The following is a 19,296-nucleotide window of genomic DNA, read 5'->3' as shown; positions in this document are numbered from 1 at the left end:
GTCGCGCACGGTGCCGTTCGTCGCCAAGGTGATGGGCATGCCGGTGGCGAAGATCGCGGCCCGAATCATGGCCGGCGAGAAGCTTGCAGACTTCAATCTGAAAAAGCGCAATCTCGACCATGTCGGCGTCAAGGAATCGGTGTTTCCGTTCGCGCGCTTCCCCGGCGTCGATACCGTGCTGGGTCCGGAAATGCGCTCCACCGGCGAAGTCATGGGCATCGACCGTTCCTTCGAAGTCGCCTTCGCCAAGAGCCAGCTCGGCGGCGGCACAAGGGTGCCGCGCAAGGGCACCGTATTCGTTTCGGTCCGCGAGGGCGACAAGGCCCGCATCCTCGATGCGGTGCGGCAGTTGTTCTCGCTGGGTTTCAAGGTGATGGCGACGTCGGGCACCGCGCGCTTTTTGGCCGACAACGGCGTACCCACCGAAAAGGTCAACAAGGTGCTGGAAGGCCGGCCGCACATCGTGGATGCCATCACCAACGGCGACATCCAGCTGGTCTTCAATACCACCGACGGGGCGGCGGCCCTGGCTGACAGCCGCTCGCTGCGGCGCGCTGCCCTCTTGCATAAAGTGCCATATTACACCACTCTTTCCGGTGCCGTGGCGGCCGCGCAGGGCATCCGGGCCTATCTGGGCGGGGACCTCGAGGTCCGCACGCTGCAGAGTTATTTTTCCGAAACCTGATCTTTTGCTGCACGCCCGGCAATGGATCGGCAATAATGCCGGCATGACTGGAACTCGCCAGTCATGGGGATGTTCTGTTTCGGCGTTTTGTGCGGCCTCAAGGATTGGTCCCGCATGAGGTTGAAGGACGAAGTGAGATGATGGAAAAGGTTCCGATGACCGCCGGCGGCTATGCCGCCCTTGAGGTCGAGTTGAAAAGGCGGCAGTCGGAAGACCGTCCGCGCATCATCGAGCATATCGCCGAGGCGCGCTCGCATGGCGACCTGTCGGAAAACGCCGAATACCACGCCGCCAAGGAAGAGCAGTCTCACAATGAGGGCCGTATCGCCGAGCTCGAGGACAAGCTGGCGCGCGCCGACATCATCGACATCTCAAAACTCTCCGGCGACACCATCAAGTTCGGCGCCACCGTAACGCTGGTCGACGAGGACACCGACAAGAAGGCGGTCTGGCAGATCGTCGGCGAGCCGGAAGCCGACGCCAAGAAGGGCCGCATCTCCATCACCTCGCCCTTGGCGCGGGCGCTGATCGGCAAGAAGAAGGGCACCTCGGTCGAGGTGGTGGCGCCCGGCGGGGCCAAGGCGTATGAGATCACCAAAGTGGAGTGGCGGTAGCTTCTCCCTCGCTCCGCAAGTGGGGCGAGGTGATCTGAGCGCTGCGCCCGCAAACGGCGTCGGACGCCTTGTTTCACTTCTTCCCGTCGCGCCGCGCGGCCTCGGTTTCGATCAGGTGCTCGAGCCAGTTGGCGAGCGAGCGGCCGTCTTCCTGGGCGAGCCGGTCGGCCGCCGCTTTTACGGAGGGTCTCACGCGCACGTGCATCGCGGCCTCGCGCGTTTCCTGTTTCGGCTTTTTCATCAGCCGTTTCTAACGAAACGGTCTGATTGATGGAATGCTGGCAGATTGCCAGTATTACGGTAGAAAGACAGCGCTAGATTGAGTTATCATCCATCTCTCAACCTCACAGGGAGATGGTGATGGGTAGCAAGCAGGATCGGCCGGACAACGAGGTAATGCCTATCGAGGACGGGCTTGAGTTGATGCGCGCTTTCCGCAGGATCGCCAGCGCGGAGTTTCGGCGCAAGGTCATTAGCCTGGCCGTCTCGCTCGCGCCAAAGGAAAAGTGACCGGGTGCGCAGCGTACCGGCATCACCCGCAGGATCAGGGCAGAGACTGATCCATGTTCAGCGCGGGCCGTGGGTCCGGTGTGCGGCTGACCAGCCGCGCCGGCACGCCGACTGCGGTGGTGCCGGGCGGCACCGACGCAAGGACCAGCGAGCCGGCGCCAATCTTGGCGAAGTCGCCGATGTGGACGTTGCCCAGCACCATTGCGCCTGCCGACAGCAGCACGCCGCGGCCGATCCGCGGCGCGCCGGCTTGGCCTCCCGGCGAGCGGCTGACCGTGACGTCCTGCAGTATCGATGTGTCGTCGCCGATGACGACGCCTTCACCGATGGTGACGCCGGTGCCATGGTCGATAAAGACGGCACTGCCGATGGTCGCGGAAGGATGGATGCAGACATGCAGCGCCTGGGTAATGCGGCCATGCAGCTCGCGAGCGAATTCGGTTCGGCCGCTTTCCCAGAGCCGATGCGAGATGCGGTAAGCCTGCAGCGCGATGTAGCCCTTGAAATGCAGCAGCACGTGGAGGGCGCCGGGACATGCCGGATCGCGGTCGAGCGGCGCCCGCAGATCGAGGGTCGCGGTCTCGATCAAAGAGGGATCGTCGCGATAGGCCCGCTCGGCCAGCCGCCGGGTCAGGGCCTTCTCCGCGCTGCTGCCGCCGACCGCCACGGCGATCAATTGCGCCAGCGCGCCGGCAAGATCGTTGTGATTGACGATCGCCTCGTGCATCCACGGGGCCAACACCGGTTCAGCGGCAGCAACCGCGACCGCCTCGCGCTGGATCGTATCCCAGAGCGAAGGGCTTTCAGCCGGTAATGCCAGGCCCATCATGATCTCCCCGGCCCGTTCATAGCTTCGAAGGAAACAGCGTAGCGCTGCACCTGGCGCGCTGCAAGACGACCGTGCCGCCGGCGCTAGCCGGGAGGCGGCGCCGCAGCGTAGTGCATCGCCGTGCCAAACGGCCCGCTTGGGCACCGCATGAATCCGAATTTCTCATAGAACGCTTCCTGGCCGTTTAGTGCAACCAGCGTAATGGTTGCGCCGGGCAATGCGCTCCGATCGAAATACGATGTCACCGCCTGCATCAGCCGCTCGCCGTATCCGCTGCCGTGAAACTCCGGAGCGATAATCAGATCAGCCAGAAAGAAATACAAAGCACCATCGCCCATCACCCGCGCAATGCCCGCCAACCGATCCCGCCGGTGCAGGCAAACGGTGAAGGCCGCCGCTTGCAGCGTCCGGTCGGACGTCGCCTGGTCGATCCTGCCCCAGCCCATTGTCGTCCGAAGCCCGATATATTCGGCGACCGTGGGAAGCCGCTCGGATACAATCACTTCTTCCATGGCGGGCACTCTGCCTTCGTGGTTGATCCTGCTTAACGACGTATCGCCGGCGGCGCGATAGTTTATTGACAGCAAACCGTCTTTGCGCCAGTTTTGCCGTCGGTAGATACGACCTGCCGGTTGCGCCCTCATCGGAACGGTGAACGTATCGAGGCTTACCGGCCCCCCTTTGCCCGAGCGACCGGGTCAGCAACGCAACCACCTGACACGCCTGGTTCGCTCATGCAGAGGACGAATGCGATGCGCGATTTTCGCGATGCAAAGGCTATGGCGCAGACCCTGCGCGAATCCCTGACCGGCAAAACCATCAACATCAGCCACAGCGAGAGCCTGGAGCTGGTTTCGAAAATGCTGGGCGTTGCCGACTGGAATACCTTGTCGGCGTTGCTGCAGGTCGACCGAAGGGACGCTCCGGTCGCCGGCCGTTCGACCGCAGTTGCAAGTTACCCGGCGTTTCCGCTCAGAGACCTCGTTCCCTTCCCGACGGCGACCTACCCGCTTTTCGTCGGACGCGAGAAGACCGTGCTGGCGCTGAAGGAAGCGTTCGAGCGCCAGCGCGAAGTCGTGCTCGCTGTGCAGAGGAACGGCGCCGTCGAAGAGCCGCGATTTGAGGATGTCTACGAGATCGGCGTGCTCGCCCAGTTGCTCGACGTTGAACGGCTGGATGACGGCAGGCTGAAGGTTCTGGCGCAGCCACGCCGGCGCGTCGTGATCCGCCGCTTCGTCGGCGAAACCGGGGCATTCCAGGCCGACGTTGCCGACGTCAGTGAGGGACCGATCCCCGAGGCGCCCGAACTGATCCGGCATGCTGTCAAGCGCTTCGAAAGCTGGGCGGCCGCCCGCGACATTCGACTGCCGCAGATCAGGCCGCCGCTCGATCAAACCCGCGATCCCGGCCGGGTTGCCGATGTCATCTCTGTTTATATGGTGCTGCCGCTCAGCGACAAGCACAGCCTGCTGGCGACGCTCGATCCCGTGACGAGACTGAAACGGGTCGACGCCCTGATGGACGTCTTGGCGCCGCTTTCGCCCACCCTTGAAGCGACGTGGCGTCGCGCCTTCGACTACGCGAGGCAGCGAAACCATCGGTTCGCAACGCTGGAGCATCTGCTGCTTGCTCTGGTGGACGACGCGGATGCTTCCGCCGCGATGCGGGAGTGCCAGGCCGATCTCGGCGCGCTGAAAGCCGGCCTGATCAGCTACCTCGATAACGAGTTGAAGGATTTTGTGTTCGAGAAGGGCGCAGACGCCGGACCGACTGCCGCATTCGAGCGCGTGGCCCAGCGCGCCGCTTCGCATGCGCAAGAGTTGGGCCGGCCTGCGGTGACCGGTGCAAACACCCTGCTGGCGTTATTCCCCGAAACGCGAAGTCCGGCGGCGCGCCTGCTCGGCGAACAAGGCGTGTCGCGGGAGCGTGCGGCCGAATTTATCGCGCGCGGCATTGGGGGAGCGGGTTAGGCACGCGTTCCCGTTGCCGCGACGATGAAACAACGCTTTGATGCAGCGGCATCGGAACGGGAAAACACATGCGACGCTCTCTTTTGATCGCCTTGCTCGCGGCGGCCTTGATCGCCGCCGGCGCGTCGTTCGCGGCCGACCTCGAAATTCCGCCGCGGACGGCCCCGCAGGACGTCTCGGTGCAGAAAGGCCCGCCGAATTGCAGCCGGTGGACGGACGAGTGCGTGAACTGCTCGCGTGGCGGCGACGGCGAGCCACCGGTCTGTTCCAACATCGGTTTTGCCTGTCAGCCTCAGGCCGTCCGCTGTCTCAGCCCGGCCATTCCGCACAGCGAGCCTCAGAAAAAATAGTCGCGATCGCGATGACAGAATGTCGCGGCAAACACTTTGCCGCTACCGTTATTCCATGCTGCTTTGCGAAAGCGCGTGCAATTGCTGGCGGCGAACTGCTTTCCCTGAAAGCCGCAACGCGATACGACTTATGCGCTACTTCAATTGGGGGAACTACCATGAATGAAACACTCGCGGCATGGACGCCGCGCGCCCTGAGCGTGCTGCGCATCATTACCGGACTGCTCATCATCCAGCACGGAATGGGAAAGCTGCTCGGCTTTCCGGCATTGCCGATGTACGCCAACGTGCAGCTGATGTCACTGAGCGGCGCCGCCGGCGTCATCGAACTGATCGGCGGCGCGCTGCTGATCCTCGGCCTGTGGACGCAGCCCGTGGCGTTCATCCTCTCCGGCGAGATGGCTTTCGCTTACTTTATCGGCCACTTCCCGAAGGGTTTTCATCCGCTGATCAACGGCGGCACGCTGGCGGCGCTGTACTGCTTCACCTGCCTTTATCTGTCGACGGCAGGTGCGGGTCCGTGGAGCGTCGATGCTTCGATGAAGAAGGCTTGAGGGGGCGACCATGGATCAATTCAATCGAATGCTTGTACGCTGGGAGCCGATGGTTCTCAGCATCTTCCGCATCATGGTGGGGCTGCTGCTGTTTCAGTACGGCGTGGCGAAGATTCTCAAATTTCCGGTGCTGCCGTATTTCGCCAACATCCCGCCGCTGATCGTGGCTGCGGGATGGCTGGAGCTCGTGCTCGGGGCGCTGCTGATCCTCGGGCTTTTCACCCGCCCGGTTGCGTTCATCCTGTCCGGCGAAATGGCGTTCGCCTACTTCATGGGGCACATGTTCAAGACCGGCTCGCCGGTGTTCATCCCGCTCTTGAACGGCGGCAACGCGGCGATCCTGTTCTGCTTCGCCTGCCTGTATCTGGCCTGCGCGGGCGGCGGGCTGTGGAGCCTCGACGCGACGATGCGGAAGCGGTGATCGCTATCGTGCCCCGGACGCAGTGCAGCGCGTAGCTCTTGCGGAGCGGTGCGCTGCAGAGCCGGGGCCCAGCTTACTACGATCGCAACCGGGGTCCCGGTTCTGCGAAGCAGCGCTTCGCAAGAGCTACGCGCTGCATCGCGCCCGGGACACGAGGCTAGCCCGCCGCCTTCAATTCCAGCGGCACCGCGGCGTCGTTCTTCGAGTTGTGCAGCACCAGCGAGGTGCGGACGTTGCGGACATGCGGCGCCGCGGTCAGGTGCGTGACGAATTCCTGGAATGTCGTCATGTCCGGCGCCACGCATTTCAAGATGAAATCGACTTCGCCGGACAGCATCCAGCACTCGCGCACCAGCGGTTCGGCGCGCACGAAATCCTCGAAGGCGCGCAGATCGGCGTCGGCCTGGCTCGACAAGTGCACCGAGGCGAACACCGTGACGTCAAAGCCGAGCAGCCGCGGGTCCAGCAGACCGCGATAACCCTGGATGTAGCCGGCCTGCTCCAGCGTCCGGACCCGGCGCAGACAGGGTGGCGGGGAAATGCCGACCCGTTTGGCCAGTTCGACATTGGTGATTCGGCCATCGGCCTGGATTTCGTTCAGAATTTTGAGGTCGATCTCGTCAAGGCTCTTTGACACGCGATTCCAGATCCTAAGCGGCAATTTCGGTGGGGACTGTCCGCAACACTCATATCGCCGTCCTGCGCCGTGCGCAATTTTATTACGTGTGCAGTGCGAAATTATTGAACTTTCGTGGAAAATTTGCCGCCACGGATTGCAAATCTTGCATAGCTCGACATATGCCCTAGATTGGATATGGCACTTTTGACGCCGTAACGATGCCTTTACAGGCGACACTCCGCCACAGCGCTGACCAAACGCCCTTCAGGTAGGGATTCGACCCAATGGCTGCCCCCATTCACGCCAAAGTTGTTATCATCGGTTCCGGCCCGGCCGGCTATACTGCTGCGATCTATGCTGCGCGGGCGATGCTGGAGCCGGTCTTGATCCAGGGCATCCAGCCCGGCGGCCAGCTGACCATCACCACCGACGTCGAAAACTATCCGGGCTTTGCCGATGTGATCCAGGGCCCCTGGCTGATGGAGCAGATGGAAAAGCAGGCGGCGCATGTCGGCACCAAGCTCGTCACCGATCTGGTCACCAGGCTCGACCTATCGCAGCGGCCGTTCCGCCTGACCTGCGACAGCGGCGATGTCTATCTCGCCGAAACCGTGATCCTGGCCACCGGCGCGCAGGCGCGCTGGCTCGGGACGCCCTCGGAAGAAAAATTCAAGGGCTTTGGCGTGTCGGCCTGCGCCACCTGCGACGGATTCTTCTATCGCGGCAAGCAGGTCATGGTGGTCGGCGGCGGCAACACCGCGGTCGAGGAGGCGCTGTTCCTCACCAACTTCGCCTCGCAGGTGACCATCGTGCATCGCCGCGATCACTTCCGCGCCGAGCGTATTCTTCAGGATCGCTTGTTCAAGAATCCCAAGATCAAGGTGGTCTGGGACTCGGCGATCGACGAGATCTGCGGCAGCGAAAATCCGGGCAAGGTCACCCATGTCCGTCTCAAGAACGTCAAAACCGGCAAGCTGACCGAAGTTCCCGCCGACGGCGTCTTCATCGCGATCGGCCACGCGCCGGCGACCGAACTGGTCGTCGGCCAGGTCAAGCTGAAACCGTCAGGCTATGTCGAGGTGGCGCCGAATTCCACGGCGACCTCGGTGCCCGGCGTGTTCGCCGCCGGCGATGTCGCCGACGAAACCTATCGGCAAGCAGTCACGGCCGCAGGCCTTGGCTGCATGGCCGCCCTCGAGGCCGAACGCTTTCTCGCGCTGCGCGCGAGCGACCGCGCGGCGGCGGAGTAGTCATGGCTCGAACCCGCGACGGATTCACCGATATGGATTGGGACAAGCTGAAGGTATTTCACGCGGCCGCGGAAGCCGGAAGTTTTACCCATGCCGGCGAGCAGCTCGGCCTGTCGCAATCGGCCGTGTCGCGGCAGGTCAGCGCGCTGGAGCAGGAACTTTCGGTGTCGCTGTTCCACCGCCACGCCCGCGGCCTGATCCTCACCGAGCAGGGCGACCTGTTGTTTCGCACCGCGCATGACGTGTTCATGCAGCTGCAGGCGGCGCGCGCCAAACTGACCGACAGCCGCGAGCGGCCGAGCGGCGACCTCAAGATCCAGACGCCGCCGGCGCTCGGCATCAATTGGCTGATTCCGCGGCTGCACGAATTCACCGGGCTTTATCCGGACATTCGTATCTCGCTGATCGTCACCGACGAAGAACTCGATCTGTCGATGCGCGAGGCCGACGTCGCGATCCGCACCCGCAAGCCGACCCAGCCCGACCTGATCCAGCGCAAGTTGTTCCAGATCGGCATCCATGCCTATTGCTCGCCGGAATATATCAAGCGCTTCGGCACGCCGCGCACCCTCGACGACCTCGACGACCATCGCATCATCATGCTGAGCGATCCCCAGGTTCAACCGCATTTGCAGAACCGCAGCTGGCTGATCGATGCCGGCCGCAATGGCTCGGGGCCTCGCGAGCCCTATTTCAGGGTCAACAATATCCTCGGCCTGGTGCGCGCATGCCAGCAAGGGCTCGGAATCGCAGCATTGCCGGACTATCTGGTTGAGGAAAACAACCGGTTAGTGCAGCTTTTCGGCGAATCGGATTCGATTCAACTGGATACCTATTTCGTTTATCCCGAAGAATTGAAGACGGTGGCGCGCGTGCAAGTGTTCCGGGATTTCGTGGTGAGCAAGGCGCAGCGCTGGCCGTCGTGAGGCACGTCTGCACGAACCCACGATCTCCGCACCCGCCTTCGCTAACGCTTCGGCGCGCGAGCCGCGACGAAACGATGGAGACGCGGGTGCCGCGCCGAAGCTGCGCAGCAGCGAAGGCGGGCTGGAGGTTTCTCCCTCCGTCTCCGCATGACTGATATGCGGGCGGGGCAGTTGATGCGGGACGAAAACGGGGATCATACTGCCTGCACGCTGAGAGTTCGCGTTGCGCATTGTCCCCCTCCTCCAGTGGCGCGGAAGCTCAGTTATCCCTCTTGGAAGGTGATTGTGTCGGCCTCACATGGCCAATACCTTAAGCCGGGCTCTAACGAGCCCGGCTTTTTTTTGGCGTAACCCGGATGAGTGAAGCGAAATCCGGGGGACTCCATGCCGGACAACCCAGGATTGCGCGGCGCTCCATCCGGCTACAGGCGATTTCGCCCGATCACGATTTCGTGCACCGTATTTTTAATCCAGCCGCACCCGCGCCAGCCGCAGCGCGTTGGCGATCACGCTGACCGATGACAGCGCCATCGCCGCGGCACCGACCATCGGCGACAGCAGGATGCCGAACAGCGGATAGAGCGCGCCGGCGGCGACCGGCACGCCGGCGGCGTTGTAGAGGAACGCGAAGGCGAGGTTCTGGCGGATGTTGCGCATCGTGGCCTTCGACAATCGTCGCGCCCGCAGCAGTCCCGTCAGATCGCCGGTCAGGAGCGTAATCCCCGCGCTTTCGATCGCCACGTCGGTGCCGCCGCCCATGGCGATGCCGACGTCCGCTGCCGCGAGCGCCGGCGCATCGTTGACGCCGTCGCCGACCATGGCGACGCGGCGGCCCTCATTGCGCAAGCGCTGCACGACGTCGCTTTTGCGCTCGGGCAACACCCCCGCCTCAACTTCATTGATGCCGAGCAATTTGGCAACCGCGTTGGCCGTTGTGACGTTGTCGCCGGTCAGCATGACGATGCGAAGACCGTCCGCGCGCAAGGCTTGCAACGCAGCTTGCGCCGACGGTTTTATCGGATCCGCAATCGCGATCACGCCCGCGGCGCGACCGTTGATGGCGACATGGATCGCGGTGGCGCCATTTTGCCGTGAGTCCTCGGCGGCGGCGTCGAGGTCATGGGTGCCGATATTGAGCTCGCGCATCAGCATCGCATTGCCGAGCGCGATATGCTTGCCATCGGCCGTTCCGGTCGCGCCCTTGCCGGACCGCGAGGCAAAATCGCCGATATCGCTCAAGGCGAGACCCCGCGCATTGGCGGCGCTGAGGATCGCCTGCGCCAGCGGATGCTCGCTTGCGCGCTCGATGCTGGCGGCAAGCCGCAGCAATTCGTTCTCATCGACACCGCCAGCCGGAATCAGCGCAGCCACCCTGGGCTTGCCCTCGGTGAGCGTGCCGGTCTTGTCGAGCACCATCGTGTCGACGCTTTCCAGTTGCTCCAGCGCCTCTGCGTCGCGGATCAGGATTCCGGTACGCGCGCCGCTCCCGATGCCGACCATGATCGACATCGGCGTCGCCAGACCGAGCGCGCAGGGGCACGCGATGATCAGCACCGTCACCGCGGCGACCAGGCCGTAGGTGAAGCGGGGCTCCGGCCCGAACGTCGCCCACGCCGCAAACGCCGCGACCGATACCGCGATCACCAGCGGCACAAACCAGCCGGCAACCCGGTCCGCGAGGCGCTGAATCGGCGCGCGCGAGCGCTGCGCCCGCGCCACCATGTCGACGATGCGCGCCAGCATGGTGTCGCGACCGACCTTTTCCGCGCGTATCACGAGGGCGCCGCCTTGATTGACGGTGCCGCCGATCACGCGATCGCCTTCGGCCTTGTTCACCGGCATCGATTCACCCGTCACCATGGACTCGTCGACCGACGAGCGGCCTTCGATGACGATTGCATCGACCGGAATCTTCTCGCCGGGGCGCACGCGCAGCAGATCGCCGACCGCGATCGCATCGAGCGCGACATCCTCGTCGCCGTGCGCGGTGACGCGCCGCGCGGTTTTCGGCGAGAGGCCAAGCAGCGCGCGGATCGCGCCGGAGGTCTTTTGCCGCGCGCGCAGTTCGAGCACCTGCCCGAGCAGCACCAGTACCGTAATCACCGCCGCGGCCTCGAAATATACCGGGGCCGCGCCGTGCATGTCGCGGAAATCAGCTGGAAACAGCTGCGGCGCCAGCGTTGCCACCACGCTGTAAGCCCAGGCGACGCCGGTGCCCATCGCAATCAGGGTGAACATATTCAGATTGCGTGTGATTTTTTTGTTGGGGCTTGATCTGGTCCGAAAACCGGAAAGCCACTTTTGAGGATCAAGCCCCAGCGAGCGCCAGCCGCGCGCAAAGAACGGCGCGCCCGCCCACAACACCACCGGCGTCGCCAGCGCGAACGAAATCCAGTTCGACCAATTTTGCGGCAGCAGATGCAATCCGAGATGGCCGCCCATGTCGATCACGAACACCGGAATCGTCAGCGCCAGCGCGATCCAGAACCGCCTGGTCATGTCGATCAGTTCAGGGTCGGGCGCATCATCGAGCGAGATGTGCTCGGGCTCCAGCGCCATGCCGCAGATCGGGCAACTGCCGGGACCGGCCTGTTTGACGTCCGGATGCATCGGGCAGGTGTAGATCGAGCCGGGCGCTGGCTCCGGCGGTTGCGGCTTCAGGAATTTCTCGGGCTCGGCCTCAAAACGCGCGGCGCAGCGTCCGGAGCAAAAGAAATAGTCGCGGCCCTTGTAGGCGAAGCGATGCCTCGCCGTCTGCGGATCGACGCTCATGCCGCAGACCGGATCGGTCGCGTGGATGTGATCGCCGCGGCCGGCTTGATGCACCATGTGTTCGTGATCCGTCATTGCCATCAGGAGTGCCCGACACCTTGAACCATATACCCCGTGGGGGTATAGTAGGTGCATGCGCAAGGAGATCAAGGCTTCCATCCTGAAACGGCTCAACCGGATCGCGGGACAGGTCCGCGGCCTCGCCAGCATGGTCGAGGGTGACCGCTACTGCATCGATATCGTCACCCAGATCGCGGCGGCGCGGGCGGCGTTGCGCCGCGTCGAGGAGGAAATCCTGCGCGATCATGTCGCCCATTGCGTCGAGCACGCGATCTCGTCCGGCGACAAGGCCGACCAGCGCCGCAAGATCGCCGAACTGATGGACGTGGTCGGCCGCGCCGACAGATGACGGTCCGCGCAAACCGTAGGTCCGGCTGGCAACAGTGAGCGGCCTTTCTACGCCCCGCGGATTCACCTCTCATTACATAATTACCGCTAGCTTGCCTGCGATCGCGGTCGTCCCCGCCGTTGCGGTACTTGTCATGTTGAAAATTTATAGTTGCATCGCCTACGCCCACGACCTCAGGCTTGTGGTGCTCGCCGCCATTGTTTGTGCGCTGGCGTCGTTCGCGGCAATCAACCTGCTACACCATGCGCGCGGCTCGACCAGCCACTTGCGTGGCATCTGGCTCGCGGTGTCCGCGGTCTCCACCGGCTTCGGCATCTGGGCTACGCACTTCATCGCCATGCTGGCTTTCACCCCGGGGATTCCGAGCGGCTACAACATCGCCCTGACCGCCCTGTCGCTGCTCGCCGCGATTGCTTTGACCGGCGCGGGCCTGGCGATCTCGATTGTCCCGAACTGGCGTCATGGGCCATGGCTTGGTGGCGCCGTCGTCGCCGGTGGCATCGCGGCGATGCACTACACCGGAATGGCGGCCTTCGAAATCGAGGGGATGATCCTTTGGGATCCCGTGCTGGTGGCCGCATCGATTGTGGTCGGCGCCGCAATCGGCGCGCTCGCGCTTCCTGTCGGCCTGCACGGCCAACAGGAAAAATACAAGATCGGCGGCGCCGGCCTGTTGACGCTGGCGATCTGCAGCCATCACTTCACGGCGATGGGCGCGGTCGGAATCATCCCCGACCCCACGATCACGGTCTCGCAATCGGCATTGCCCGCGGGCTGGCTCGCGCTCGGCGTGGCGCTCGCAGGGTTCGTCATCATCGGACTAGCGCTGGCGGGCGCCGTGCTCGATATCCGCGACCGCAGGCGGTCCGAGCTCGAGGTCGACCACATGCGCGATCTCGCCAATGCGTCGGTCGAAGGACTGTTGGTCTGCGATGGGGAAACGATCGTCTCCGTCAACACAAGTTTTGCGACCTTGATGGGTTTGCCTGCGGCAAGCCTGGTCGGCACCCGGCTCGACAATTGTTTTCCCGACCGCGCCGCCCGCGCAAAACTGACGGCCGGTTCGAACCAGCCGCTTGAAACCGGTTTGCGCGGTGTCGACGGATCGGTGAGTTCGGTCGAATTGATCCTGCGGCCGATCGTGTTCGCAGGAAGGCCGCATCATGTGATTGCGGTTCGCGACCTGCGGGCACGCAAGGCAGCCGAGCAGCATATCCGCTATCTCGCGCATCACGATGCGTTGACGTCGCTTCCCAACCGCAGCCATTTCCACGGCCGCCTGGAGCAGGAAATCGCCTCCTTGAGCAAGGGCGAAAGACTCGCCGTGCTGTGTCTCGATCTCGACCGTTTCAAGGAGGTCAACGATCTGTTCGGACACGCCGCCGGCGATACCGTGCTGCAGACGGTGGCCTCGCGCATCACCGACGTCTTGCGCGAACGCGAAATAATGGCCCGCCTCGGCGGCGACGAATTCGCCATTCTCATGCCCGGAATTGCCAATCCCGCGGCAGCAAGCCGGCTCGCCGAAACCATCCTGGAAGCCTTGCGCGCCAAGAGCGACGCGCCGGAAACCAACGCTATCTCAGCCAGCATCGGGATCGCGATCTGCCCCGACGACGCCAGCAGCCGTGAGACGCTTCTTACCCAGGCCGACACCGCGCTCTACCGCGCCAAGACCGAGGGCCGTAACACCTACCGGTTTTTTGAAGCCGCGATGGGAGCGGAAGTGCGCGAGCGGCGGCTGCTCGAACACGACCTGCGTCTTGCCATTGCGCGCGATGAGCTGCGGCTGGTGTTTCAGCCGCAGGCGGACATTCAGAGCAACGCCATCACCGGATTTGAAGCGCTGTTGCGCTGGAAGCATCCGACCAGAGGTGAGATTTCACCCGCGACGTTCATCCCGATCGCCGAGGAAACCGGCAGCATCCTGGAAATCGGCGACTGGGTGATGAAGTCGGCCTGCCGCGAGGCCGCGACATGGACGCAGCCATTGACCGTCGCCGTCAACGTCTCGGCGGTACAGCTTTACAACGCCGACTTTGTCAGGGAAGTGCACCAGATTCTGCTGGAAACCGGGCTGTCGCCGAGCCGGTTGGAGATCGAGATCACCGAGACCGCGCTGGTTCGCGATTTCAATCGCGCGCTGACGACACTGCGGCTGATCAAGGCGCTCGGCATTCGCATCGCCATGGACGATTTCGGCACCGGATATTCCTCGCTCTCGAATTTGCGCGCGTTCCCGTTCGACAAGATCAAGATCGACGGTTCGTTCATCAAGTCGGTCAATACCAACGATCAGGCTGCGACCATTGTCCGGGCGGTGCTGGGCCTTGGCCGCGGGCTCGGGCTGCCGGTGCTGGCGGAAGGCGTCGAAACCAAAGCCGAGCTTGATTTCCTGAGAGCAGAATCTTGCGATATCGGGCAGGGCTACCTGCTCGGGCGCCCAGCCGAGATCGGCCAATTCCGGAACTTGACGCATAACGAGGCGACGCCAACGACCGACAAAGACGATCCTGTGGCCGAGCCGAAAGTAGCCTGACCCACGGCTTCGCTGCTGCCGTGAACCGCCATGGTTAATCCGCACTAGCACCTGTGTTCAAATGCGAGCGAGTTTGCGGCCGGGTTTTTAAAATTCGACACGTATTGTCTCCGCTAACCAACAAGAAACGCGGGGGCGTCGTGAGCAGTCAGGACAATCAATTTTTCCAAGAGCCGGTGTTCAGCACCGAGGATATTCTGTGGGCGCTGGGGGTGTGGACGGTGATTCTCACGCTATCCCCGGTGATCGTCTTCTATCTGCTGATGGTGAATTGAATTCGCGCTCTCTTACCCTCCCCTGAAGGGGGAGGGTCGGCAAGCATGCGCGAAGCGCAATGCGCGACGCGGCGGGGTGAAGCTGCAAAGGTAGCGCCGCGGATGAACATTCACCCCACCCCGCCGCGAATTTCATTCGCGGCGACCCTCCCCCTCCAGGGGGGGGTGAAGGCGCACAACAGAAAACGCGCGGAAAATCCGCGCGCTCTTGTAGACGCAACCGTACGGCCTATCAGGCCGCCTGCTTGTGCATCGCGCCTGACGCGGACGCCTGGCCGCGGATCGCCTTGACCGAACGTTCGATCGCGCCCCACAGCTTGCCGATCTCGGAGGCCGCGCGGCCCTCGGCATAATATTCGCGCGCGCCTTCGCCATGACCAAGCGCCATCAACAGATCGGCGCGGTTGGTGATCTGCCCGCCCCATACCGGCGCCTTGAACTTCGCCAGCGCCTCGCGGGCGATAGTGACGATCCGGCTTTCGACGCCATCCCGCATCGCCGGAGCGCCATTGATAACGACCGCATAGGGCTTGCGGTTGGACCGGCAGGTCTGAATGGTTTCCTGCACCGCGTTGACATCGAACACGCCGGGCCGCGCCGGAATGATCACCATTGTCGCATTCCTGATCGCGTCCTCTACGACGCCCGACACGTTCGGCGGCAGGTCGATGAAGACCCATTCGATGCCGTCGCGCTTGGCTGCTGCGACGATGCCGCCCACCGAATTGACGGCGCTCTTGATCGGCGGTTCGTTGGTGCCGCGCAGCTTGTGCCAGAGCGTGAGCGAGCCCTGCGGGTCCGCATCGATCAATAGACACGGTCTCGACGGTTTATGGACTTGCGCAGCGAGATGCGCGGCGAGGGTACTTTTGCCCGAACCACCTTTACGCGATGCGAAAACAATGACGTTCATACCTCTGCCTCCAGATTGACGCTAAGAGGCGAAAATGAATCAGGTTGCTGATTCGCGAAAGAAAAATTTGCGGCCAATTGTGGCGAAGCCCCTGATTTGACTTCAAGGTTGGCATTTGAGTCACATCATGCAGTGCGGCGAATCGGAAAAACGATTCAATTAGACGGCGAATGGACTCGAAAAAGACTCATTGCACGCCTTTGGCGCGTTGCCGTTCGATCCATTTGCGATCGATCCATCCGAGCATCTCGGCCAGCGGCTTCTGCAGGAACGGCACGTCTTGTGCGATCAGCAGCAGCCCGAGCGGCAGCATCCACAGTCCGAGGATCGGCAGGAAGCTGAACACGCCGCCGACCACCAGCAGGATCGCCAGCGGAATCCGCACCAGCCCCGACGAGGGCTTGCGCAGCCAGCGGACGAACCGCGCCGGCCGTGGCGACAACTTGGCCTCAAACCAGGCAAAATGCCGGTCGAGTTCTGCCTTGTGGGCTGCACTCACTGGATATCTCCTTGTAATCGGGAGATGTTGATTGGCGCCACCGTTACCACGTGACAGCTTGTCGCGCGAGCGGGGCTTGAATCGCGGCTCCCATCCACATGCAACGCGCCAGACGCGGCTGAGTTCATGCAAATTTGCAATTGGTGGGCACGCTTCGCTTTGCCCACCCTGCGACGCGCTTTATCTGGAGCTCAACCTGGTGAATATCAATATGGATTTGCGAAAGCACTACCTGCTGCGTGGCCAAAACGAAAACCGCAGATACCGTCGTTTCGAGATCGCCACCTCACCGCTTCAGATGCTGCGTATCGAGCAACGATCCTTCCTGCGCAAGTTCTGAGCGGGAGCGGATATCGGCGACTAGCCGCCCTGCCCCTTCAAGGCTTTCCAGGCCTCATCGTGCTTGGCATAGAGCTGAAGCCAGCGCTTTTCGAGACCCGTCGTCGGCTCTCCGCCAAAGGTCCAGGCGATGCCGTTGCCGGTGTGGTCCGACGGCGAGAGCGAATCGAGCGTCTCGAATTCACGCGTTTCGGCAGGCGTGAGCCCGACCAGAACGCGCCGCCCGTTGCCGTCGACGTGATACCGCTCCGGCAAAAGCCCCAGCGAAACTGGCTGCGTCCGATCTGCGGCTTTGAATCCGTCGAAACGGCCTCTCAAAATCTGCGTCATTGAAATCCCCAACAAAGAAAATGGACGGTCGCAACTATCGATACAAAAGTGTCGTCGTTTCATCCAAACGGATGCCGCAAAATCAACCAGCGTGGACCCTTTCGACCCAAAACCGCCTGGAGCTATGAATGTTCCGTGCCCTGTTGCGTCCGAAGGCGGTTCAAAACAGCAGCAATGCAAACGAACTTCTTTTCGGGCATCGGAGTATACCCGGCGGCGGTCAGGTCGCGCTAGCGGGCCTGGCGGGCTTTCTTGTTTTTCTTGGTTTGTTGCTAACGGGCTTGCGCGCCGTCGCGGGCGTGATGCGGACCGGCTTCCGCGCCATCCTCACCGGGGCCGCCACCGGCTCCGGCGACCTGAAAAACACTCGGCAGCCGGGACTGAGCTGGGACCTGTTCCTGATCATGCAGACCGTGACGCGGTCGACGTCCGGAATAGCGTCACCGCATAGCCGAAAGGCGTCGGGCGTACACGCCTGCTGCTGTTCGGGCGTATAGGCCTGCGCGCCGGCCGGCAGCAGCGAAACAACAAGCGCAATCGCGAACATCAAACCGGACTGGCTGATCCTGGACTGGACGGCAACCATGAAGCCCCCTCAAGCGCAATGAATTGAGATCAGCGTTAATAATATCGTCCCTCTCGCGGCGATTGTGGGTGAATGGTGGAGGATTCGCAAGGCGGCGGGAGCCGCAACGGAAGTAGGGGGTGGAAAAACTCAATTATGTAGTTACATAATTCTTGATGAAAGCGTATTTATACCGTTACATAGACCGGTATGACGACCTTCGATCCCGCCAAGCGCAACTGGACTCTGACGCACCGGGGTCTCGATTTCGCGGTTGACGCCGAGAAGGTCTTTTCCGGCGACACAGTGACGGTTGTAGACGACCGGTTGACTACGGCGAAGTTCGCCGGGGTCAGCGCAGGTTTCTCGATGACCGGATGGTATGGACCCGGCGGGATACAAGCCCCCACATCATCTCGATGAGGTACTGCCATGAAAAAGAAGAAAAGCGCTGGCGCAAAATATTTCGGCAAGCCGGTCACCAGTGATCCCGACGACGCTCCCGAATTGCTGAACGATTTCGTTCGCCATGGAGAATTGTGCCATGGCGATAAACTGATCCGGCGCGGACGGCCGCCATTGTCGGGCAAGCCGAAAACCGCGATCACGCTTCGCCTCGACGAGGATGTCGTCGAGGCTTATCGCGAAACCGGCGAGGGCTGGCAGACGCGCATCAATGCAGACCTGCGCCGCGCGCGCAAGCTTCGAACCGCAGTGGTGCCGCGCAGCGGACCCGCGTCGGTTGTCGGGCGCCTCAGACGAACGAAATCATAGGCTTGTCGCAGAAGAGCAGTTGGCTTTCAGGTTCATCACCCGTGCGCCGGCTGTCGTGTTCGATCGCCTGCCTCTCGTCTGCATTCGCCTCCGATGCCGGAAGCCATTGCCTCGCATTGCGCGTAGCTTGTAAAGCCGCACTCCGATCCGGCTTCGTATGACAGGCAGTAATGTTCCGGAGCTGTGGTCGGTCCGGCCTTTGCCGTCTTTGCCGCTCCCGGAGTCGCGTTAAGAGAAAGCGCGGAAACGGCGATCGCTGCGGCTGCCGCCATCATGGATATCGTCTTCATGTTTGGTCTCCCATGAATGAGCCCCGTGTCGCCGAGCATGCGCGCCGCATCGGAAAATACAACTTAATAAAGGTTCATCCTGTCTTGCCGGGTCGTCCCTTATACGAGGCGAAAATTGATCAAGCGTGAGAATACCCTGAAGTGTTGGCGTTTGCTTAAACTCTCGGTGCTGGCGGCGGTCCCGACCTCGTATTCCTGATTCCTGAATACGTATTTTTTCCGTACGCAAAGCGTCCGTTTAACAACGATGGATGGCTCGCACCCTTGATCCGCGACATGACGCGCTGCGCGAATTCCTTGTCAAGAACGCCCGCTCCCTCGCCGATTGGCTTGAGCGCTTGATCGCAGCCGAGAAGGTGCGGCGCGGCGGCAAAAAGTAAAAAGGGCAACACCGCTCGCCGCGCTCTAGTTTAGTTGATCGTCATGGCCGGCTCGTCCCGGCCATGCACGTCTTCGGCTGCAAAGAAAGACGTGGATGCCCGGCACGAGGCCGGGCATGACGGAGCGAGGTTTCCGTCCAAACTATCAAACACGCTTCTCAACCCTAGCTAATACCAGCAATACGTCTTATTATAGGATGTGTAAATACCTCATAATAAGAGTGATGCCGTTATGAGCGCGGGAACCTTCGAATTCGACGAGCGGGGCCGAAAGCTCTTCAAACCCAACGTCCCGTCATTCCCGCCCCTCGATGAGGTTCATGATCTGCTCGATCCCGCCATGGCTTCCATCCGCGAATTCGACCGCCGGCTACGAGCCTGGAATCGTGACGCGGCCGTCGGTCGCCTCTTTGCCCGTCTGGATGCCGTACATTCCTCGGCTGCGGAGGGCTCGACGACCACCTTCACCGACCTGATGGAATA

24 protein-coding genes and 1 pseudogene are annotated in these 19,296 nt (G+C 62.4%); 16 read left to right on the top strand and 9 right to left on the bottom strand.

Annotated elements, in window-relative coordinates; genetic code table 11:
- Positions 1–685 (top strand): annotated as a pseudogene (locus VGP39_RS25685) (carbamoyl phosphate synthase large subunit); the annotation flags it as partial.
- A 140-nt stretch (positions 686–825) separates the two neighbouring features.
- On the top strand, positions 826–1,299 hold the full coding sequence (gene greA / locus VGP39_RS25680) for a transcription elongation factor GreA (RefSeq protein ID WP_327570898.1): 474 nt from the start codon (positions 826–828) through the stop codon (positions 1,297–1,299).
- Between the two features lie 73 nt (positions 1,300–1,372).
- On the opposite strand, the gene VGP39_RS25675 is transcribed toward greA, so the two are convergent.
- Positions 1,373–1,540, bottom strand: coding sequence for a hypothetical protein (locus tag VGP39_RS25675; protein WP_327570895.1), 168 nt, complete (start codon positions 1,538–1,540; stop codon positions 1,373–1,375).
- A gap of 119 nt (positions 1,541–1,659) precedes the next feature.
- On the opposite strand from VGP39_RS25675, the gene VGP39_RS25670 reads away from it, so the two are divergent.
- A complete protein-coding gene (locus VGP39_RS25670) occupies positions 1,660–1,809 on the top strand; it encodes a hypothetical protein (protein WP_327570894.1) in 150 nt (49 codons plus the stop codon).
- Positions 1,810–1,843: 34 nt separating this feature from the next.
- Here VGP39_RS25670 and VGP39_RS25665 read toward each other — a convergent pair whose 3' ends face one another.
- Together VGP39_RS25665 and VGP39_RS25660 are read right to left on the bottom strand one after the other, a co-directional pair.
- On the bottom strand, positions 1,844–2,635 hold the full coding sequence (locus VGP39_RS25665; RefSeq protein WP_327570893.1) for a serine O-acetyltransferase: 792 nt from the start codon (positions 2,633–2,635) through the stop codon (positions 1,844–1,846).
- A gap of 86 nt (positions 2,636–2,721) precedes the next feature.
- Complete coding sequence (locus VGP39_RS25660; RefSeq protein WP_327570892.1) at positions 2,722–3,150, bottom strand: GNAT family N-acetyltransferase; 429 nt, start codon at positions 3,148–3,150, stop codon at positions 2,722–2,724.
- A gap of 93 nt (positions 3,151–3,243) precedes the next feature.
- Between VGP39_RS25660 and VGP39_RS25655 the strand changes: the two genes are divergently transcribed.
- The 4 genes from VGP39_RS25655 to VGP39_RS25640 all read left to right on the top strand — a co-directional run bounded on the left by VGP39_RS25655 (position 3,244) and on the right by VGP39_RS25640 (position 5,933).
- A complete protein-coding gene (locus VGP39_RS25655) occupies positions 3,244–4,608 on the top strand; it encodes an LON peptidase substrate-binding domain-containing protein (RefSeq protein ID WP_327570891.1) in 1,365 nt (454 codons plus the stop codon).
- 83 nt (positions 4,609–4,691) lie between these two features.
- Positions 4,692–4,958 carry a hypothetical protein gene (locus tag VGP39_RS25650; protein WP_327570890.1) on the top strand — a complete coding sequence of 89 codons (267 nt, stop codon included), beginning with the start codon at positions 4,692–4,694 and terminating at the stop codon, positions 4,956–4,958.
- A gap of 158 nt (positions 4,959–5,116) precedes the next feature.
- The gene (locus VGP39_RS25645) at positions 5,117–5,512 is read left to right on the top strand and encodes a DoxX family protein (protein ID WP_327570889.1); all 396 of its coding nucleotides are present in this window, start codon (positions 5,117–5,119) and stop codon (positions 5,510–5,512) included.
- 10 nt (positions 5,513–5,522) lie between these two features.
- Positions 5,523–5,933 carry a DoxX family protein gene (locus tag VGP39_RS25640; protein ID WP_327570888.1) on the top strand — a complete coding sequence of 137 codons (411 nt, stop codon included), beginning with the start codon at positions 5,523–5,525 and terminating at the stop codon, positions 5,931–5,933.
- 157 nt (positions 5,934–6,090) lie between these two features.
- On the opposite strand, the gene VGP39_RS25635 is transcribed toward VGP39_RS25640, so the two are convergent.
- A complete protein-coding gene (locus tag VGP39_RS25635) occupies positions 6,091–6,570 on the bottom strand; it encodes an Lrp/AsnC family transcriptional regulator (RefSeq protein WP_327570887.1) in 480 nt (159 codons plus the stop codon).
- A 266-nt stretch (positions 6,571–6,836) separates the two neighbouring features.
- Here VGP39_RS25635 and trxB point away from each other — a divergent pair, with 266 nt between their 5' ends.
- Together trxB and VGP39_RS25625 are read left to right on the top strand one after the other, a co-directional pair.
- The gene (gene trxB, locus VGP39_RS25630; protein ID WP_327570886.1) at positions 6,837–7,802 is read left to right on the top strand and encodes a thioredoxin-disulfide reductase; all 966 of its coding nucleotides are present in this window, start codon (positions 6,837–6,839) and stop codon (positions 7,800–7,802) included.
- A gap of 2 nt (positions 7,803–7,804) precedes the next feature.
- Positions 7,805–8,728, top strand: coding sequence for a LysR family transcriptional regulator (locus VGP39_RS25625; protein ID WP_327570885.1), 924 nt, complete (start codon positions 7,805–7,807; stop codon positions 8,726–8,728).
- 465 nt (positions 8,729–9,193) lie between these two features.
- Here VGP39_RS25625 and VGP39_RS25620 read toward each other — a convergent pair whose 3' ends face one another.
- Positions 9,194–11,575, bottom strand: coding sequence for a heavy metal translocating P-type ATPase (locus VGP39_RS25620; protein ID WP_327570897.1), 2,382 nt, complete (start codon positions 11,573–11,575; stop codon positions 9,194–9,196).
- Positions 11,576–11,633: 58 nt separating this feature from the next.
- Between VGP39_RS25620 and VGP39_RS25615 the strand changes: the two genes are divergently transcribed.
- The 3 genes from VGP39_RS25615 (at position 11,634) to VGP39_RS25605 (ending at position 14,723) form a co-directional block, all read left to right on the top strand.
- Positions 11,634–11,909 (top strand): metal-sensitive transcriptional regulator, encoded by a 276-nt coding sequence (locus VGP39_RS25615; RefSeq protein ID WP_327570884.1) that lies wholly within the window; start codon positions 11,634–11,636, stop codon positions 11,907–11,909.
- Between the two features lie 133 nt (positions 11,910–12,042).
- Positions 12,043–14,448 carry an EAL domain-containing protein gene (locus VGP39_RS25610; protein WP_327570883.1) on the top strand — a complete coding sequence of 802 codons (2,406 nt, stop codon included), beginning with the start codon at positions 12,043–12,045 and terminating at the stop codon, positions 14,446–14,448.
- A 140-nt stretch (positions 14,449–14,588) separates the two neighbouring features.
- Positions 14,589–14,723 (top strand): hypothetical protein, encoded by a 135-nt coding sequence (locus VGP39_RS25605; RefSeq protein ID WP_327570882.1) that lies wholly within the window; start codon positions 14,589–14,591, stop codon positions 14,721–14,723.
- Positions 14,724–14,955: 232 nt separating this feature from the next.
- Here VGP39_RS25605 and VGP39_RS25600 read toward each other — a convergent pair whose 3' ends face one another.
- Together VGP39_RS25600 and VGP39_RS25595 are read right to left on the bottom strand one after the other, a co-directional pair.
- On the bottom strand, positions 14,956–15,636 hold the full coding sequence (locus VGP39_RS25600; protein ID WP_327570881.1) for a ParA family protein: 681 nt from the start codon (positions 15,634–15,636) through the stop codon (positions 14,956–14,958).
- Between the two features lie 187 nt (positions 15,637–15,823).
- Positions 15,824–16,135, bottom strand: coding sequence for a hypothetical protein (locus tag VGP39_RS25595; RefSeq protein ID WP_327570880.1), 312 nt, complete (start codon positions 16,133–16,135; stop codon positions 15,824–15,826).
- 31 nt (positions 16,136–16,166) lie between these two features.
- On the opposite strand from VGP39_RS25595, the gene VGP39_RS25590 reads away from it, so the two are divergent.
- Complete coding sequence (locus VGP39_RS25590; protein ID WP_327570879.1) at positions 16,167–16,475, top strand: hypothetical protein; 309 nt, start codon at positions 16,167–16,169, stop codon at positions 16,473–16,475.
- A gap of 20 nt (positions 16,476–16,495) precedes the next feature.
- On the opposite strand, the gene VGP39_RS25585 is transcribed toward VGP39_RS25590, so the two are convergent.
- Positions 16,496–16,804: a hypothetical protein gene (locus tag VGP39_RS25585; RefSeq protein ID WP_327570878.1), complete on the bottom strand. Its 309-nt coding sequence runs from the start codon at positions 16,802–16,804 to the stop codon at positions 16,496–16,498.
- 128 nt (positions 16,805–16,932) lie between these two features.
- On the opposite strand from VGP39_RS25585, the gene VGP39_RS25580 reads away from it, so the two are divergent.
- Positions 16,933–17,301 (top strand): hypothetical protein, encoded by a 369-nt coding sequence (locus VGP39_RS25580; RefSeq protein WP_327570877.1) that lies wholly within the window; start codon positions 16,933–16,935, stop codon positions 17,299–17,301.
- Positions 17,302–17,801: 500 nt separating this feature from the next.
- Entirely contained in the window at positions 17,802–18,143 is a 342-nt protein-coding gene (locus VGP39_RS25575) for a BrnA antitoxin family protein (protein WP_327570876.1), read from the top strand.
- Positions 18,144–18,178: 35 nt separating this feature from the next.
- Here VGP39_RS25575 and VGP39_RS25570 read toward each other — a convergent pair whose 3' ends face one another.
- Positions 18,179–18,415 (bottom strand): DUF3551 domain-containing protein, encoded by a 237-nt coding sequence (locus VGP39_RS25570; protein ID WP_327570896.1) that lies wholly within the window; start codon positions 18,413–18,415, stop codon positions 18,179–18,181.
- Between the two features lie 630 nt (positions 18,416–19,045).
- Here VGP39_RS25570 and VGP39_RS25565 point away from each other — a divergent pair.
- The coding region (locus VGP39_RS25565) for a hypothetical protein (RefSeq protein WP_327570875.1) at positions 19,046–19,296 on the top strand (251 nt) is incomplete at its 3' end.

Origin of the sequence: Bradyrhizobium sp. (assembly GCF_036009065.1) — a bacterium.
GTDB lineage: Bacteria > Pseudomonadota > Alphaproteobacteria > Rhizobiales > Xanthobacteraceae > Bradyrhizobium.
The sequence above is the reverse complement of the archived record's forward strand: the minus strand, read 5'-3'. Positions and strand labels throughout refer to the sequence as shown.